Below are 18,892 nucleotides of genomic sequence, written 5' to 3' on the forward strand. Positions count from 1 at the left end.
ATAGAATGATATGCACAAAGGCAAATTTGAAGCCATCACAAACAAAAAACCCGCAGATTTTTGAAAAATCTGCGGGTTTGCAAATTTAGTTTATAAAATTTTATTGTTTGAGCAATTTAAACAGGTCTCTGCCACGTTTGCTATCTATTTGTAGTAAGTACAAACCTGTAGAAGCACCTGTTAAAGCCCGGCGAAGTTCTTTTACTGCCACATCTACCGTTGCTATCTGGGTGGTTATCAAATGTCCAGAAATATGGTATAACTGGAAAGTATATACTTCGTCAGTTTTGAAGCTGGCATCTCCGGCTACAATTTCGAGTTCATCACCTCTGAGCGGATTCGGATATACTGACCAGCGGCTGGCAAGTTCGCTAGTAGTGCTGGTGATTTGAACAGCCACTATCTCGCTGAACTCATATTTTCCATCGGTATCTACCTGGCGCAAGCGGTAGTAAAGAACAGTTGCATTTGGCAACTGCACATCAACAAAATTATAGGTATGCAGGGTTTGTACCGTACCATTGCCCTGAACACTGCCGATGTACTCAAAGTTCTTTCCATCTACAGAGCGCTCTACCTCAAAGTGATCATTATTAATTTCTGAAGCGGTAGCCCAATCCAATACTACTGTTTTACTTACTTGTTTTCCTTTCACATAAAGCAACCGAACTGGCAATGGATTAATATTCTCATTGATGGAAGCTAAAGCAAAGAAACTAAATGCAGTAAACTCATTGGAAGTAATGGATGCTAAGCTACCAAAAGATGAACTTGCATCAGCACCTCTGGTTCCATTGATATTATAGTAGCTCCCATTCCGGTTATTATCAGGAGCATAGGTTTTAGCCATTCTTAACTGGGAAGGAGTAAATATCCTGTTTCCACCACCATCGAGAATAAAGGCTTTATCTAAAATAGGATCATAGGAGAATGTACCGGTAGCCCCTTCAAATATACCTTCATTTGCCTGAGTTAACTTAATTTCCCAATGGCGGATTTTAGAAATATTTGTAAGAACAGGCATTGCAATTCCTTCAGGGTCGAAGTCGAAGTGTTGTACCTGTATGCTTGGAGATTCTCCTTTAATATTTAAACGAACCGGGCGGTAGGTATTGGTTTTGGTAATATCTCCTACCGGATAGGTGATCTGTCCAATACCGGTTTGTCCCAAAGCGCCACTCACAAAGCTGTTAAAGCTGCCTCCAACTATTTTTCCGCCTTCTCTTACATTTACAAGTAAGGGATCTACCGGATCTTCATCTGCTTTTAAATATCCGTTAGTGAGCGTAAATACATAGTTAATATCCAGGTTAGTATTGTATGATTTAGTACCTCCGCCTGCAATAGCCAGCCGGTTAAATATGATAGGCGTTATGCTGGTGATCTGCTGAGCTACTCCTCCGAATGTTACAGTTTCAGGACCTTCTTCCGGGAAGTAGGTATACGCATTACCATTTCCGGTATTGGTCCAATTGCCATTCACCCGCATATCCACATTTGGCAGGTATTTTTCGCCGTTTCCGGAGAATATAATATTATTATATGTACTCCGTGTACCTTGTGGCACCACATAAGCCGGTTCAGTAGCAACCCCTGCCAGAGGGTGAACATACTCAATAGTTCCGCCACTTGTGCTGGCAAACTGAGTAAAATCTCCTGCCGGATAGATTAGAGAGAAATCTATTGTAGAAGCGATGCTGATCTTACCTGTACCGGAAACTACGCCTAAATTATGACGGGGATTGTTCCCAAGATTAAGTACAGCATTATTACCTATTTTCAGAGAAGCAGCATACCGGTTATCACCTGCCGCATTAATGATATGTCCGGCAGCAATTTCGACAGGATTACCATTTGGAGTACCACCATCTACGGGACCGGTATGGCTCACTGTCGACCAGGTGGCAGAATCTGTCCAATCTCCGGATTTGAGACTATAAAATGTTTTTATCAGGCCAAATTCAGGTTCTTCTCCGGCAGTATAATCTCCATCCAGTAAGCTACTGTTTATAGTTCCACCAGTTGCCTGGACAAAACCGTTTGTAGTAAATGTCGGATTGCCGATGGTGTTATTTCCTGTATTGATACTGCCTGTTACGCCATATGACCAGTTTTTATTAATTATATCATATCTGCCTGGAATATATGCTGCTTCATTGCTTTGCACTTTACTTTGAGGATAGGCATACTGGTGATTGGCGGTAATACCTGAAAAACCCTGGCTGGATACACTCCAGAAATAATTAAGTTCTTTATTAGCAACGTCAGTGGTAGCCGGATGTTTGTCATTTACAGGCTTAGCCGTAATATAACTACCTGCAGTCCTGGTAGCAGTGCCACTAATCTGAGCAGGGGTATAATTCGTACCTGTACCAAATGGCCATACAAAAGTGAAGGCACCATTTCCTGTAGCAAACAGTTTACGTACGCCTCCATCGCTTAATACGCCATTGGTCAGGATATACCTGTTGCTGGCCGCATCAATTCCACTCACAGAGGCATTTTCTCCCAGAATCAGCAGGTTATCTTTAACATCAAGTGCACCGGTAACAAAATTAAGGTTTCCGGCAATAGTAATAATTCCGAGGTCAGTTACATTATTCTGATCTGCTATTTCCAGGTTCTGAAAAGTACCTGTTCCTGAAATCACTCTGGCTATATCGTTAGCGCCACTGTTCGTCTGAATTTTTCCGGCACCAGTATGCAGGGCATTATTTAGGATATTACCTCTGGCAACTACGGTTTTTCCACCATCATCGAGGGTTCCATTAGCGAGTGTTAACACTGCATTGATGATTGGAGACTGTGAACCTTCAAAGGTGGCTACTCCGGAAGCTTTGTCTACAGTCAGGTTATGGAAAGTTGTGGCAGCATTCAATGTGATTTCCTGGGCCGCGGTGCCATTAAATATAGTTGTATTAGTACCTGTATTGTAGGTACCTGCATTGGTAAAGTTACCTCCTATGGTAATATTCAGGTTATTTGCTGTCAGAATACTGCTACTATTGCTAATTGTTAAATTGTTCTGAACTACCAAAGGATTAACACTTAAAGTGGTCGTAGCTGAATTACCTGCACTTCCGGTTACTTCTACATTCCATAAGGCAACATTTGCATCCAGCTTATAGGACTGGTTACCTGAATTTCCTGGTGCAAAAACTACCGTTCCACCGGTAATAGCTGCAGAATCTGGACGGAGATATAAATCACTAAATGAAGTACCGCCTCCGTTTACCAGGGTAAGTGTACCACTAGTCATATTGAAAATACTGCCGGCATTTAGCACTTCTAATTTTGCCCTGGATACCTGATTTGCCTTTCCTGCAATAATTACATTTCCATTACCAGTCTGGCGGTAGATCAGAGAGCCAAAGGTATTTGTGGTATTTCTGCGGATTTGGCCATTCACCAGCAGGGTTCCATCTACAACCTCTATTTCAGGAGAGCCGGCGCCAGCATATTCAATATCATTATTACTGTTACTAGCCTGATTACCTACTTGCAGCGTTCCTTTAAGAACTTCCAGTTTACCGGCAAGGAACAGGTCTGCATTATTATCATTTAAATATCCCACCCTTACTACAGCTTGCGGTTCATCCACTGATAAACGTGCAGTAGCAGGAATGGTAAAAGCAGTTGCAGTATTAGATAAAGTAAGGGTAGCGGCTTTAGCAAAGCGGAAAGTACCATTACTGAATACGAGCCAGCCATTATCTGGTGTAGTGAGTGTTCCGGCAACGTTCAGGGTCAGCACCGGCACCTGGGAATTTCCTTTATCTACTCTGAGCGTACCCAATGTAGTTGAAGCAGAAGAGACTGTTCCGGTAATAAAAGTATTAGCTTCACCTCTGAAGTACAGTTCACCCTGACTCGCCTGGTTCATATTAACTACTCCATTATTGATCAGGTTTCCGTTCGTAACTATCTGGTGAACCAGGTTGCCAGTATTGGCAGCCACAAAACTTCCTGGCTGGTCAATTACCATATTACTGTCAATAGTGATGCTTCTTGCAGTCCCGGTACCTGGTAATTGCAGGGTACCTTGCTGTATATGCAAAGTCTTTTCGATCCATACGTTTCCATAAGTATCGCTGCTGAAATTGGCTATTCCTGTAAATCCTGGCCTTGATCCGATGATTAATGTATCAAAGATGGTAAGACTGGATATGGATGCATTGTAAGTTAAATTAGGTAAGGTAACTGTATTCGTTCCTGCATTCAGGATGAGGGTTCTGTAATTATTGAGCAACTGGTTCGCTGATCCATTGTTAAATATGGATGGAAGGGTAAAATCTAAGTTTGTGGTATAATATTCTACTGTTCCTCCCTCTCTTCCTACAAAATCCCCAAAGTCACCGGTAGGGAATTCAGCTGTTGCAAAACTTGAGGATATCCGCATGGTACCTGTTCCACTGATACCCCTGCCTTTCAGAAATCCGAAATTATGTCCAGTAGTGGTCGTAACATCTAGCACAGAATTCGCAGAAATCTGCAGGCTGCCTACAATTTTACTCAATGGATCTGCAGAGGGTATAGTTACAACATGATTATTCGTCTCACCATCTCCAATATATACAGGACTATTTTTCTTAGGCAAACCATCTGCGCCAGTAATGGCAGGACCAGTATGACTTACTCTGGACCAGGTATTTAAATCATCCCAATTTCCACTCTGCCGGGTGTAGTAAACAGGCGGCAAACCAAAAGCTTCGGGATTTCCTGCAGTAAACTCTCCATCAATTAAACTGGTAAGGGCCGGTGTAAAATTAGTACCCGTATTAAAATTAGGTACAGTAATATTACCAGGAGCTGTGGTAGCATTATAAGCTGTATTACTATAATACCATGTCTCAATGCTCGAATTGTATCTGGCTGCCCGGTAATTAGCCGTTGGATTTTGCAGATCGCTTGTTGCATACGTATATACTTTGTGGGTAGCCTGTATGGTACCAGTCCAGCCTTCGCTGGTAACTCGCCAGTAATATTTTAGTGACTGGCCATCTGCCGTTACATTTGGATGCGTCAGGTTAACTGGCCGTACGACTACAGTTCCATAGGTTCCTGGAGAAGTGAGCGTAGCATTAATCGTTACTGGTGTAAATTTATCTCCAGCATTAGAATCATTTACTCCTACAGGAAAGATAAAATCACCGGTAGTAGCTGTATATTCCACCTTCAATCCGCCATCTGAACGGTTGCCACCTGTACGGATCATCTTGGTTGCCGAGAACGCATATGTATTGGCCGTCAGATCTCCATATATTCTGGCAGTATTATTAGCAGCCGTTTTACCCAGTGTAAGTTCATTGTTCGCGATCTGTAATACACCGTTTGCCAGCCTTAAGGCATTGGTAATAGTATGATTGCCTGACAAACCGACGCCAAAGGTATTATTAACAGACAGAGTAGCAAACTTCCCGGCAGTGCCAGCTATAAATTGAGTATCAGTTCCCTGCAATATAATATTACCAGTCCCTCTATGCTCTCCATTATTGACAATACCTGTGTTTGCAGACCCACCCAGCCGGAAAGTTAGTCCACCATCATTCAGTATACTTTCCTGGTTAATAGTCAGCGTACCACTTACCTGCATAGTTCGGTTAGTATTGGCATTTGTACGGTTAAAAATAAGAATACCTTTGGTAGCAATGGTCAGATTATGAAAAAGCGGAATAGTTGGATTAGCTACGTTATTAAAATTTATTAACGCTTCCTGGCCATTTAATCCATTAAAAGTAGTTGTATTGGTACCTGGTGTATATTGAGAAGTAGGGCTATTGATTTTAAATTTACCTCCTACATTTAGATCTTTGCTGTTGGCATTAAAGTTTGAATTAGCATTAATTGTAAGTGAATCTACTATCACTAATGGATTTAAAAGTTGGATGGTAGCCGTGCTGGTTGTATTTAATCTGGATAGATTAAGTACATACAGAGGGGCCTTGGAATTGAGTCCAAACGGATTAGATACACTTCCATTCACATTGATATTTACTACTCCACCAGTAACACTATAGTTTCCGGGTGCACTATTAATATAAAGCCCGTTTGTGCCTCCGTTTGAAATGTCAGGATTATTTTGAAGGCCACCGATGGCATCATTTATATTCAAAGTACCTCCCGTCATTCTGAAAGTACTACCTGCATCTGGTATACTAAAAATAGCAAAGTCTGTTCTTTTATCGGCAATAATATCGATTCCAGTATTTGACTTGTTTCCTCTTACTGTTACCGTTCCTCCGGTTTGCACATAAGAACTCCGGTTTTTAAGCGGTTCTCCTTTTACAGAAAGCCGGAACTGAGAAATATTTACTGTTCCGCCTTCAATTACAGTTTCACCTGTATAGCGGTAAATCAACCCTGCACTTTTATTTCCCAACAGTTGTCCTTTGGTAATTCTCAGCTTACCAATAACAGTCATAGCTGTATAAGGTGTTTCATTGGCAGCACCGGTATTAGTTGTAATATTTACAATTGCACCATCAATCCATAAAGCACCTTTTTCAGGAATAGTAAAATCACAGGCTGAACGTTCTGCAGGTATATCTATAATTCCATTTCCGTTCACATCTTCTGCATCAGATAGCTTGGGAATCGTAATTTTGCTTGTTAATTTAAGTGTACCACTCCTGATCCAAAGTGCTTTGTTAATAACTGGATCAGGATTAGGATCATCACAGGGAGTACTATTACCAGGCTGGGTCGGTGCAAATAAGTTAAAAACGTTGGTTTTACTGGGATTAACTGTGAGTAAATATGTCTGGTCGGTGCCCTTGGCTACGATCAACCGGTAAAACTCAAACTGATTACCTGAACCGGAAACCGTATTGTTTGATAAGCCGGTGAAATAGACATTTGCTGCCCCTTTAAGCGGAGTAAAAGATGCAGTTGCATTTACATATTGTGGTGCATTACTCAGATCGAGGATTCCGTTGTTCACCAGGTTTCCGTTCACATATATATCGTGTACCTGACCAAATAAACCTGTATTTACAATAGTACCAGCAGCGATACGCATATCACCGGCAATACCAGTAGCTTCATCGCCTATTTTTAATATAAGTTTTGTTACCGAGTTTCCGATAGTAAAGGTAAGAGCACCGGCGGCCGTACTTTTTTGTATTCTGAAATTTCCACTCACCTGATAAGTAGTCCCAAGCCCTGCATTGGGGGTCCCTAAGGTCATGGTATAAGCATTAGCAGGGTTAAAAGTATTATTGAGTATAACATGCCGGTAATTTACTTGGTTAGTAGGCAGAAACCCACTAAAGTTCATGTATTCTACTGTACCTCCACTGGCAGAACAAAAATTATTAAATCCGGCTGCTACCGTTGGGAAATAAGATTTGCGGATGCGGAGCCTGCCAGTTCCATTTAATGCAGCCAGCTGGGCAGCAAATCCAGGATTAACGCCAGCAGCAATATTTAGTGTGCCGCCGTCTTCTATCGTGATTTTAAGCCCAGTAGTAGCCACATTTGAGTTTACTGTAACCGTTCGGGCATTGAGTACTACTACTATTGCATTAGTACCCGGAACAGCTGCTCCTACCTGTGTTAAGCCTGATGGGTCCTGAGTCCAGGTTGTTGTGCTATTCCAGTTACCTGATTGGTAGGAATAGTATGTTGTTTGTGCATTTGCTACAAATACAGTAGCAAAAAAACAGAAAACAAACAAATAAGTTGAAAGCTTTCTCACTTGAGGGTAATTTTTTTTCATATTCAGTTCAATTTCAATTGCTTAACACTTAGGTTTGTTATTAACTTTTCAGGTAGGTGGTAAGAATTACAAAGTCAATATTATGGGGCTAGTTACAGCATTCCGGGTGATTTTATATTACTAATGTATGGATTGCTCTCTTACTAGATAAAAATTCTTGTATATTAAATCAGAAGCCAAAACCATACATCTTGTAATAATATTGGCCAATTTAGATGTTACAAACATAGCACGAATTTATACTTTATTATTTATAAGAAGCAAACTCTTTTTTTAGGTAACCGGGGAAAATTGTGTAATCTTTTCCTAAATGGTACACGTTATATTAATCAGCGATGAATGATGAAGGTAACTGCCATCCAGCCAAAAGTCGTCTGTTTATTGCAGCAAACTTTATGCGAGTTTGTATAGTTTTCTCAAAAAATTACATACTACACGCAAAAAATTGCAGGCTTCTACTATTTATCAAACTACTTACCATTAAAAACTGAATGCTACATGGAATACCGCAGCTTAGGAAAATCAGGATTGCAGGTAAGCGCTCTGTCGCTGGGCAGCTGGCTCACATTCGGAAAACAAATAACTGATGAGGTGGCCGGACAATTGATGGAAATTGCATATGAAGCTGGCGTTAATTTTTTTGACAATGCCGAAATCTATGCAAATGGGCAATCCGAAGTTGTGATGGGTAACCTTCTGAAAGAAAAAAATTGGGACAGAAGTTCTTACATTGTATCCAGCAAACTCTTTTTTGGCTCCTCTCAGGCAAAGCCCAATCAGAAAGGATTATCCAGAAAACATATTATGGAAGGTTGCCATGCTGCCTTAAAAAGACTACAACTCGATTATGTAGATTTATTATTCTGCCACCGGCCTGATAAAAACACACCTATCGAAGAAACAGTCTGGGCGATGAATCATTTAATTGCACAGGGAAAAGTATTATACTGGGGAACTTCCGAATGGAGTGCATCAGAGTTAATGGAAGCGTATCTGGTAGCAGAAAAGTATCATTTGATAGGGCCTACCATGGAACAGCCTCAATATAACATGCTCGTGCGCGATAAAATGGAAAAAGAATACCTGCACCTATTTAAACATTATGGCCTTGGTACTTCTATATGGTCGCCATTGGCTTCGGGGCTGCTTTCGGGAAAATATAACCAGAGAATGCCGACTGATACCCGGATGAATACTGATGGCCTTGAATGGCTGAAAGAACGTACCTTACAAGAGCAATGGATTGAAAAAACCTGCCGTTTGACAGAGTTGGCAGCAAAAACGGGTGTATCTATGCCTGTATTTGCATTAGCCTGGTGTTTGAAAAATCCAAATGTAAGCACAGTGATCCTGGGCGCTTCTAAAACTGCACAATTGCAAGAAAATCTTCAAGCGATTGAAGCAGTGAAGCAGTTGACTGAACAGGTATTGGAAGAAGTGGAACAGATTTTACAAAACAAACCTGAACAACCGCAGTTCTAATAAGTAATAAGGCTATTAAGCGCCTAGGTAATTTTTGAGAATATTCAGGCTGACAATCAGAATCAAAATAGCAGTCAGGCGTTTGATGGTGAGCTGGTTAAAAATCGTAGCACCCATCCTGGAACCTATTTGTCCGCCAATCGATACGGCTAGTAATAGAGGCGCTACAAAGTTAAAGTCCAGAATTAAATTCCCTTGCAACAATTGACCGGATAGCCCGGATATGGAATTGATTAAAATAAATACGCTGGAAGCTGCAGCGATTTCCTGAGCAGTTCCCCATCTGGTAAAAAATAGCACTGGCGACAAAAATATTCCACCACCAATTCCTACTAAACCTGAGAGCAAGCCGATACTACCTCCGGTAAGAAGCTGAAAAGCAACTCCTTTTTCAAATCTATGTTGTGTTTGAGAAGATGAGGTATATCTGCCAGCGTTAAAAAACCACATCACACATGCAGTTGCCAGCAATGTTAGTCCCAGCAAAATGGTAAACACTTCCTGTTTGAGCGGCCACAAACCGCCCAGAAAAGACATGGGTATACTTGCCAGTGCAAAAGGCAAAACCCGCTTGAAGGATAAATGTTTGCGTTTATAAAAAATATAGGTTCCGCCAGCCACCACCAGTATATTGCAAAGCAATGAAGTAGAACGCATGAGTAAATATTGCACATCAAACAAAGCCATGATTGCCAGGTAACTAGATCCTCCGCCAAAACCGACAGAAGCATATACCAGTGCTATGATAAAAAAAGAAGCAGCAATCCAATAAATGTCAGGCATAAGGGATGAAGCAAATTAGAATAGTATAATGGTGATTAAATAAATATTAGGTTCTGAAAAGATACTCTTTTAAAATGAAAAATATAGCTGGCTACTAAACGCTGAATTTAAATTCATGAATATGTTCACTTGCAACACAAGGAATTCTTCTGAAGTTATTCTTTAAATACAAACAACCTTCTTTGCTAACAAATAGATTTGTGTTATGAAATTTAGCAGTAAAAAGCAAAATGGGAATAAAAAATTGTAAATTGTGGTTATATTCACACATATACATCGCATGGAACCCATTGTAGATAAGTTTGGCAGAAGCTTCAAAACGCTGCGAGTCAGCCTGACCAATCATTGTAACCTGGGTTGTGTATATTGTGTGGATGATGCAGCACAGCCTTCGGATGTGCCTGTTATAGCACAAAACTCCGGACTTGCACCACTTAGCACCTCACAATATATTAAAATTATTGAGCAGTTACATGGCATGCTTGGGCTTGAAACCATCCGTCTTACCGGAGGTGAACCCACCTTATACCGGGAATTAATTCCTTTAATAGAAGGTATCCGGGCAACAGGTATTCCTAAAATTAAGATGACGACCAATGGCTCTATGCTTTCCAGTAAAATAGAAGCCCTTCAACAAGCCGGCCTTACTTCCATGAATGTCTCGCTGGATGCTCTGGATATGCAGGTCTATCATAAAATCAGCCGCAGACGCAACCTGACCAGAATTTTAGATGGCATAGAAAAATCTGTACAAGCTGGAATAGGTGTAAAAATTAATTGTGTGATAATGAAAGGACTGAACGACAATCAGATTCTTTCGCTATTACAATTCGCCAAAGAAAGGAATATTGCTATCCGTTTTCTGGAACTGATGCAGATGGGGCATTTATATGGGAATTTTGAAGATCATTTCTTTTCCGAAAGAAGCATATTGCAAACCATCGCCCGGCAGTTTGAATTTAAAAAGATCAGCCGGGAACATGCGGCAACAGCCAAATATTATGTTATGCCCGATGGATACCGCTTTGGTGTGATTTCTAATGAATCAGATCCATTTTGCAATGACTGTAACCGCCTGCGCCTGGATAGTTATGGCAATATATTTGGCTGTTTGAGTAACAATACAGCTATTAATCTTTCCCAATGCCTAGACCAGCCACAGGAAATACAGCTTCGTCTGCAGGAAGCGCTTACCCACAAAAAAATGAAATTCTCCGGCAGCAAACTCTCCATGCTGGCAATTGGCGGATGAAACTGATCAGCAGTCATTGAAGTTTAGTTCATATATTTAAACCATTCACTTTATTTGTTGCTCACCTGTGACAATTAACCCAAATTTACCACTAACTCCACAAATCCGGGAAGCCACTCCACAAGACCTGGAGGCCATTCTTGAAATAATTAATCATGCGATTGTACAAACTACGGCAGTATATGATTACAGGCCACGTACAATGGAATTTCAGCAAGCCTGGTTAGCAAAGAAACATGCCGATGGATTGCCTGTACTGGTTGCTGAGCAAAATAACCATGTAGTAGGATTTGGCAGTTATGGCATTTTCAGGCCCTGGGATGGATACCGCTATAGTGCCGAACATTCTATTTATGTGGCGCATGATGTAAGAGGCCAGGGGATTGGCAAAAAACTGATGGAAGGCTTAATTGAAAAAGCAAAAGCACAGCAATTTCATACGCTGATTGCAGGTATAGATGCCGATAACCGGATAAGTTATGAATTTCACCTCAAATACGGATTTGTTGAAGTGGGTCGATTTCGTGAAGTAGGTCACAAATTCGACCGCTGGCTCGATCTGGTATTTATGCAGTTGATGTTGTAAAATATAGAAGTTTACACCAACCATAACAGCTACCTTATGGAGTTGGGATGAAGTTCCGCAGAAGTGGAAAATAGTTATAAGAGATCAAAGGCCAAAACGATCGGTGTCTGAGAAGCAAAGCACGAAAGCAGATACAAATAAGCACTGTGTCTGCTTTCGTGCTTTCCTAGGTTAATGTTTACCGGAAGTGTTATGAGGTGAAAGTATTTGGTTAATAAGTGTAAGCTGAGCGGCACTGATTTTCCATTCATTATTTTTCTTTACAAAAATGTGTGTCAGCATTTTATACTCTGTTTCTCCTTTTTTATAATGGCGGAAAGGTACATCATAATCTTTGTTATGGTGCAGTGTTTCTTCACTATACACAATAGCTATGTCGGAGTTGATAAATCGGGCATTTATAAATTCAAATTTCAAGGATGTGGGTACTAAACAACAATCACCAAGAAGTTTAAAATGTGCAAGTATATCATGTTTGCCTTTCCAAAACTGACCTACAAAGTTTATCAAGGTTGCATCATCTGTAAAGTAATTACTGAACGCCTCCCAGTCATATTTATTCCAGGCAGATTCTTGTTGCTGAATCACCTGTTTGATAGCCATTTCATCCTTTGTGTGGCTTTGTGCGAACAGGAAGGATGGAAGAAAAATAAATGCAGAAATGAACAATGAGCGTTTCATAATAGTTTGTTTTTTATTATAAAACTACGGTGGTCATTGTCCTGAAAATAGTACAAATACGACATTTGCTTTTAATAGAATATGCCTTTTTTCAGAGGAAAAGGCTGTTTTTCAAAAGCATTCGAAATTTCTTTTGGATTAGTCCCAGCAAACGCCTTAAAATCCCTGATGAGGTGCATCTGATCAAAATAATTACATTCATACGCCACCTCTGTCCAGGTAAGATGCGGGTTGTTTTCTTTCAACAACCAGGCATTGCCAAAACGTACAAGCCTGCTATAAAATTTTGGTGAAACCCCCATACTGTCTTTAAAAACTCTTTCAAACTGCCGGTTGCTCATAGATGCACTTTTTACCAGCGTATCAATTTTAATCATGCCGCCGCTTCTTATTATTAGGGGTATAAAATGATCAATAGGAGTTGGTTTTTTTAGCTTTGCAAGCAGGCTAAACATAAAATTATCAGCAATGGTTTTCATGTCTTCAAAGTCTGTGGCATTTGCCAGAGCATCCGTAACATTTTTTACTTCGCTGCCAAATACCGCTTCGCCATCATAGTCCTTATAGGGAAGCATTTTAGTGAGTGAATTTCCCAAAAGCCTGTATAAAGCGCCCGGCTGTAGGCCAATCTTTATCATAAGCTGGTTGTGTCCAATGGAAAGAATGTTTTGTTCTGTTTGCGGTCCGGTAATGGTGCAGGCGTAAAGTGGCCGGACTTTTTTTGTATGGATATCTTCAGTTGTTGGTTTATCAAAAGGATAAAACAAAATCATATGTTCCGGCAGCGGGGGAAAAGGGAAAGACAGGGTGGTGTGCACATCTTTCGTGGCCATATGCCCTATCATGAGGTTGTTGACAACATGCCGAAGTGCAGGATGCGGAGCAAAGAATAGATGTTGATTGATCATACTCACAAAGCGTTTACAATTGTACCTCTTTGAAAAACAGAATGGTAGGCATGAGGCATAAGAATAGGCTACACTTGCTATCAATCCAATAATGGCAGAAAACAAAATGATATTAGGTATTTTCTTTTAAAGCGGTAAAATATCTGCTTTGCTCAATAAATAATAGCTAGTAATAGGAAAAGATAATAACTACGATTGGTATTGAAGGGATATTCAAAGCAATACAGCCTCTGGTATTAGGAACCATAAAAGTTACCTGTTGGTCTAATGTATTTATCCGAAAATTATAAATGCTTGAAACAGAAATTAACCGTATCTCCAGAATCCAGGCTCACCTGATAGCACACTCTTTTTTATTAAAACTTATGAGCAATTCCTAAATCCAGGCATAACTCTCATCTTCGTAGATCTCCTTTTTCCATACCGGCACTTTGGCTTTAATGAGTTCTACAATATCCCGCAGGGCATCGAACGATTGCTGGCGGTGCTTGCAGGAAATGAATACGAACAAGGAAATTTCGCCTACTTTTACCATACCAAGGCTATGATAAATATGCATACAGATAACAGGATACTGGCTAAAAATTTCTTCACGGATTTCGGCTAATATATTCTCTGCCATTTCAGGATAGGCACTATAATCAATACCTTTAACGGCTTTCCCATTTTTCTCATCTGCCCGCACTTGCCCCAGAAAAATAGCATGGGCGCCAATATCGGTTTTAGTGTTATGTTTGGCAATAGAATCGGCGATGAATGAAGGCTGAATCGGACCTTCTATCAACACTTTCCGCTTTTTCTTTATAGTTTCCATATATAATGACGGATTGAAATATTAAAAAATTAGAAAATTATAAACTAACACTCCTGGTTTATCCCTCTTCGGTTCACCTATTCTGGGTTCTTACGCTATACAATAAAATATCTTAAATGATGATGTTACTTCACCAATGCGCCATTCCTTTGTTGCCAGGCAATCAGTCCACCAGATAAATTATAAATATTAGCTAAACCATAATCCCCTGCAAGTAGTTGGGCCGCCATAGTACTAGTTCTGCCAGTCTGGCAATATACTACCACCATCGGTTCCTGATCCAGTTCGTCTATATATCCCGGCAAATGAGTGAATGGAATAGTCATGTTTGGCTCAAAGTCAATATTTCCCATGCGATTTCCTTCGCGTACATCTACCAATATGAATTCTGACTGAGATTCTATTAACTGGTGCAATTCTTCAGGCGTAATGTTTTTATAGGAGGCTTCCGAGGCACAGGCTTGAATAGCTTTTGCGTTAGTATACTCTCCTTCCTTCACCTTCCTGATTTCTTCTTCATTCCTTTTTACGGTAAGAATCCGCTGGGTGTACGTCAGGGTATCTATCAGCAGTAGCTTACCAGACAGATTTTTTCCGATGCTGGTAATCAATTTAATCGCTTCTAACGCCTGGTACATCCCGATCATTCCTGGTAATACGCCTAATACCCCAGTTTCGGCACAATTAGCAATTTCATGGGCTGCTTCCGGAAACAAGCAACGGTACGAGGGTCCGGTATTTCCCTGGGCATCTGTATAATTAAATACCGCTACTTGCCCTTCATATCGGTGAATAGAACCATAAATAAAAGGTTTGTCAGCCCGGATACAGGCATCATTGATGGCATATCTGGTAGCTAGGTTATCGGTACAATCAATTATTAAGTCGTATTCCTGCAAAAGCTGGGCAGCATTTTCTAAAGAGAATTTTTCGGCATACGCTCTGATAGTAATTTCCGGATTAATGGCCTGTAAGCTATTTTTTGCTGTCTCTACTTTTGATTTACCCACTGAATCTGCCGTATACAGCACCTGCCTTTGCAAATTAGACAGGGAAACTATATCATCGTCCACTATTCCTATAGAACCCACCCCGGCACTTACCAAGTATAGAAGCACCGGACATCCCAAGCCGCCTGCACCTACTACTAGTACCTTCGCCTCTTTCAGTTTTTTCTGCCCAGACAAACCAATTTCAGGGAGCAGAATATGCTTCTGATAGCGTTCCAGTTCTTGGGTGGATAAATTGGTTGTCATAAGTATTTTTTAGAATTAACCTCCGGAAAAAGGAGGTAATAAGGCTACTTCATCTCCTTCCTGCAGTGTATGATCTGTATCTACCAGATCCTGATTTACGGCATATTTGAAAGTTTTCGCAGAAAGTGCCGGATACTGTTTCAGCAAATACGCATGCAGTTGATGTACATCCGTTATCTTGTCCGCTGACAAACTTATACTGGATTGGCCAATAATTTCGGTGAGAGAACCAAAAAGTAATACATTAATTTTCATGTGGTCTGCACAGATGTTTACACTATTCTAATATAAAGATACGCAATAAAAAAAGGTTTCCAGGTGTGTAGATAAATTTACCGGATTCTTTCCAAAGCCACAGTCCTGCTATATATAAAAGGCTCATTTGTTCAGCATATACTTACCGGTTTAGGTAATTTTTTCATAAGCAATACGATTTGCAGCATCGCCAGTTTATTCATAAAAAAAATTCCCGGTAATAATTGCTAGAAAGCAAACACTACCGGGAATTACCTATATTTTGGAGTAAACTTTACAATTCTAATTACTTATTATGATAGCTTCCAGCCATTATGGTATTCGCGTTTTACAAACTGATTGGCTTCATCGAAGTTAGTAATCTTCATATTGGTCCCGTCCCAGAGCAACTTCTTGCGTCCTGGATAGTTAAAGCCCTGTCCGGTCGTTTTGGCTACCCGGATATCATAGCTGCGAATTGCCAGATTGCCCATCAATACAGTTTCAGTAAGTGGACCGGCGTAGTCAAAAGAAGAGGTAAGGGCTTTGTGTTCTTTGCTGTTGAACCCTGCTTTGCATGCTTGCTGCCAGGCTAAATTGTGTCCCCATTCTGGTGCTTTTACTGGTTCGCTCTTGTGCTCCATTTTTTCACCATTGTTGAGGAATACTTTCGGATTAGCACCATAAGCGCCGCAGATCATCACTCCTTTTTCTCCAATCATATACACCCCATTAGCGCCTCCGGGCTCGCTCAGTTCTGCATCAGCAGGCACCGCTTCCGGACGGAATGGACGGATACCTCCATCAGACCAGGTCATGATTACTGCCGATTTATTTTTAGCGGTTGCCGGAAATTTTAATTGTACATGCGAAGAAGGAGGGCAACCTTCCGGAATATATTCAGCATTCCAGTCTTTTACAAAAACGGAACCAACACTGGCTTCTACCTCAGTTGGGTATCCTAATCCCAATACACGGAAAGGAGGATCAATCAGGTGGCAACCCATATCCCCTAAGGCACCAGTACCAAAATTCCACCAGCCACGCCATTTAAACGGATGATAGGCTGGTGTATAGCCTACTTTTGTAGCAGGTCCCAGCCACAAATCCCAATCCAGGGTATCTGGCACCTGGCCAGATGGCTGTGGCACCGGAATTCCTTGCGGCCATACCGGACGGTTGGTCCAGACGTGTACTGTATGTACTGTTCCGATCACACCATCACTTAGCCACTTAATCATCTGATTCTGATCGGGGTGAGAAGCGCCCTGGTTTCCCATTTGAGTTACTACCTTATATTTGCGGGCAGCTTCGGTGAGTAAACGGGTTTCGTATATATTATGTGTCAATGGTTTTTGCAGATATACATGCTTGCCCAATTGCATGGCGGCCATGCCTGCCACCGCATGAGTATGGTCAGCTGTAGAAACAGTAACAGCATCTATACCTTTGCCTTCTTTATCAAGCATTTCCCGGAAATCTTTGTAGCGTTTTGCTTTCGGATGTTTTTCAAACTGTTCTTTGGCATGATTCCAGTCTACATCACAAAGTGCTACTACATTATTGGCACCATTATTAAATGCATTGTTGACATCAGAAAATCCTTTGCCTGCTACGCCAATACCGGCAATATTCAGTTTATCACTAGGCGCTATATAACCTTTGCCTAGTACATGCCTGGGCACGATAAAAAAGCTGCCGGCTGCTGCCAGTGCACCCGTCCTCAGGAAATCCCGACGAGTGGTGTTTGTTTTTTCTGTTTGTTTCATTGCTTAGGTAAAGATGTTTATAAATCGGAAAAATAGTTTTAGATAGAAAGATACGCCAGGAAAATGACAAACAGAAGAAAGAATTATACTATTTAATATTTTTATATGATTTATAAGCTTATTGACAGGAGTACCAACAAACCATTTAGTTCTGTATTATTTTCCCCGAATATGTCCATTGCCTTTTACAATCCATTTGTAACTGGTGAGTTCATTTAAGGCCATAGGTCCTCTGGCATGCAATTTCTGGGTACTAATGCCAATTTCTGCACCTAATCCAAACTCTGCACCATCTGTAAAGGCAGTAGAAGTATTTACATAGACAGCGGCGGCATCTACCGCTTTTGTAAATGTATCTGCTATAGCAGGATCTTCAGTTATAATAGCCTCACTATGTTTGGAACTGTATGTGGCAATATGCTCTAAAGCTTCCTCAAGATCTTTTACTGTTTTAATAGCCAGTTTCAGAGAAAGGAATTCTGTGCCGTAGTGTTCTTCTGCCGCTTTTTCCAGTAATTCTTCGGGATAATAGCCAATGAGTTTTTCATAGGCTTTTTCGTCGGCAAACAATTGTACCTGATTCCTCATAAGTGGCACGACCAGATCAGCCAGATCCGGCAGGCGGTTCTGGTGTATAAGCAGGCAATCGAGGGCATTACATACGCTTACTCTACGTGTTTTGGCATTATGTACAATTGCTTTCGCTTTACGCAGATCTCCACTCTCATCAAAATAGGTATGTACAATTCCTGCCCCTGTTTCAATTACTGGTACTTTGGAATGGTTCCGCACATAATCGATCAGTGACTGGCTGCCTCTGGGAATAATCACGTCTACAAAACCCACCGCATTCAATAATTGCTCGGTTGAACTCCGGTCGGGTGGAAGCAAATGCACGATATTTTCATCCAGGTGATTAGCTCCTACTACCCGTTTGATAATAGAAACAATCGCCTGATTAGAATGAGCGGCATCACTCCCGCCTTTCAGCATACAGGCATTTCCGGATTTAAGACACAAGGAAAAAACATCGAAAGTCACATTCGGGCGGGCTTCGTATACAATGCCTATTACGCCTAATGGCACTGTTATTTTAGTCATTTCCAGTCCGTTGGGCAATGTTTTCTGAGTCAGAATTTTTCCTACCGGATACTCCAGTTTGGCTACATTCCGGATATCAGCAGCGATGCTATGAATGCGTTCTTTCGTGAGCTGGAGGCGGTCGTATTTAGGATCGCTTTTATCCATCAAGGCCAGATCTTTTGCGTTTTCCGAAATCAGAAAATCAATTTCCTTTTCGGCTTCTGTTGCCAGATCGTTAAGAAGTTGGTTAATTATTTCCGGCTCAATAATAGATAAAGAACGGCTTGCTTTTACTACAGCAGAAAAAACAGGATTTGTCATTGGTCA

At 40.9% G+C, this 18,892-nt stretch carries 12 protein-coding genes; 3 read left to right on the top strand and 9 right to left on the bottom strand.

From position 1 onward, the window contains the following. Positions 1-100: 100 nt before the first annotated feature. The gene (locus tag GXP67_RS08575; RefSeq protein WP_162442760.1) at positions 101-7,717 is read right to left on the bottom strand and encodes a beta strand repeat-containing protein; all 7,617 of its coding nucleotides are present in this window, start codon (positions 7,715-7,717) and stop codon (positions 101-103) included. A gap of 498 nt (positions 7,718-8,215) precedes the next feature. Here GXP67_RS08575 and GXP67_RS08580 point away from each other — a divergent pair, with 498 nt between their 5' ends. Continuing rightward, positions 8,216-9,199 carry a potassium channel beta subunit family protein gene (locus GXP67_RS08580; RefSeq protein ID WP_162442761.1) on the top strand — a complete coding sequence of 328 codons (984 nt, stop codon included), beginning with the start codon at positions 8,216-8,218 and terminating at the stop codon, positions 9,197-9,199. Between the two features lie 15 nt (positions 9,200-9,214). Here the strand turns inward: GXP67_RS08580 and GXP67_RS08585 are convergent, their stop codons facing one another. Next, positions 9,215-9,982, bottom strand: coding sequence for a sulfite exporter TauE/SafE family protein (locus tag GXP67_RS08585; RefSeq protein WP_162442762.1), 768 nt, complete (start codon positions 9,980-9,982; stop codon positions 9,215-9,217). A 280-nt stretch (positions 9,983-10,262) separates the two neighbouring features. On the opposite strand from GXP67_RS08585, the gene GXP67_RS08590 reads away from it, so the two are divergent. Beyond that, positions 10,263-11,234, top strand: coding sequence for a GTP 3',8-cyclase MoaA (locus GXP67_RS08590; protein WP_162442763.1), 972 nt, complete (start codon positions 10,263-10,265; stop codon positions 11,232-11,234). Positions 11,235-11,301: 67 nt separating this feature from the next. Beyond that, positions 11,302-11,820: a GNAT family N-acetyltransferase gene (locus tag GXP67_RS08595; RefSeq protein WP_232065042.1), complete on the top strand. Its 519-nt coding sequence runs from the start codon at positions 11,302-11,304 to the stop codon at positions 11,818-11,820. 171 nt (positions 11,821-11,991) lie between these two features. Here the strand turns inward: GXP67_RS08595 and GXP67_RS08600 are convergent, their stop codons facing one another. The 7 genes from GXP67_RS08600 to GXP67_RS08630 all read right to left on the bottom strand — a co-directional run bounded on the left by GXP67_RS08600 (position 11,992) and on the right by GXP67_RS08630 (position 18,886). Continuing rightward, a complete protein-coding gene (locus GXP67_RS08600; protein ID WP_162442764.1) occupies positions 11,992-12,501 on the bottom strand; it encodes an SgcJ/EcaC family oxidoreductase in 510 nt (169 codons plus the stop codon). A 71-nt stretch (positions 12,502-12,572) separates the two neighbouring features. After that, positions 12,573-13,409: a helix-turn-helix domain-containing protein gene (locus GXP67_RS08605; protein ID WP_162442765.1), complete on the bottom strand. Its 837-nt coding sequence runs from the start codon at positions 13,407-13,409 to the stop codon at positions 12,573-12,575. Positions 13,410-13,785: 376 nt separating this feature from the next. Then, positions 13,786-14,223, bottom strand: a complete 438-nt coding sequence (locus tag GXP67_RS08610) for a molybdenum cofactor biosynthesis protein MoaE (protein ID WP_162442766.1) — start codon at positions 14,221-14,223, stop codon at positions 13,786-13,788. A gap of 125 nt (positions 14,224-14,348) precedes the next feature. Further along, positions 14,349-15,479, bottom strand: coding sequence for a molybdopterin-synthase adenylyltransferase MoeB (gene moeB, locus GXP67_RS08615; protein WP_162442767.1), 1,131 nt, complete (start codon positions 15,477-15,479; stop codon positions 14,349-14,351). A 15-nt stretch (positions 15,480-15,494) separates the two neighbouring features. Next, positions 15,495-15,734 (bottom strand): molybdopterin converting factor subunit 1, encoded by a 240-nt coding sequence (gene moaD, locus GXP67_RS08620; RefSeq protein WP_162442768.1) that lies wholly within the window; start codon positions 15,732-15,734, stop codon positions 15,495-15,497. A gap of 293 nt (positions 15,735-16,027) precedes the next feature. Continuing rightward, entirely contained in the window at positions 16,028-17,482 is a 1,455-nt protein-coding gene (locus tag GXP67_RS08625; protein WP_162442769.1) for a Gfo/Idh/MocA family protein, read from the bottom strand. 156 nt (positions 17,483-17,638) lie between these two features. Next, entirely contained in the window at positions 17,639-18,886 is a 1,248-nt protein-coding gene (locus GXP67_RS08630) for a glutamate-5-semialdehyde dehydrogenase (protein ID WP_162442770.1), read from the bottom strand. Positions 18,887-18,892: the final 6 nt, after the last annotated feature.

It is taken from the genome of Rhodocytophaga rosea (genome assembly GCF_010119975.1).
Taxonomy (GTDB): Bacteria; Bacteroidota; Bacteroidia; order Cytophagales; family 172606-1; genus Rhodocytophaga; species Rhodocytophaga rosea.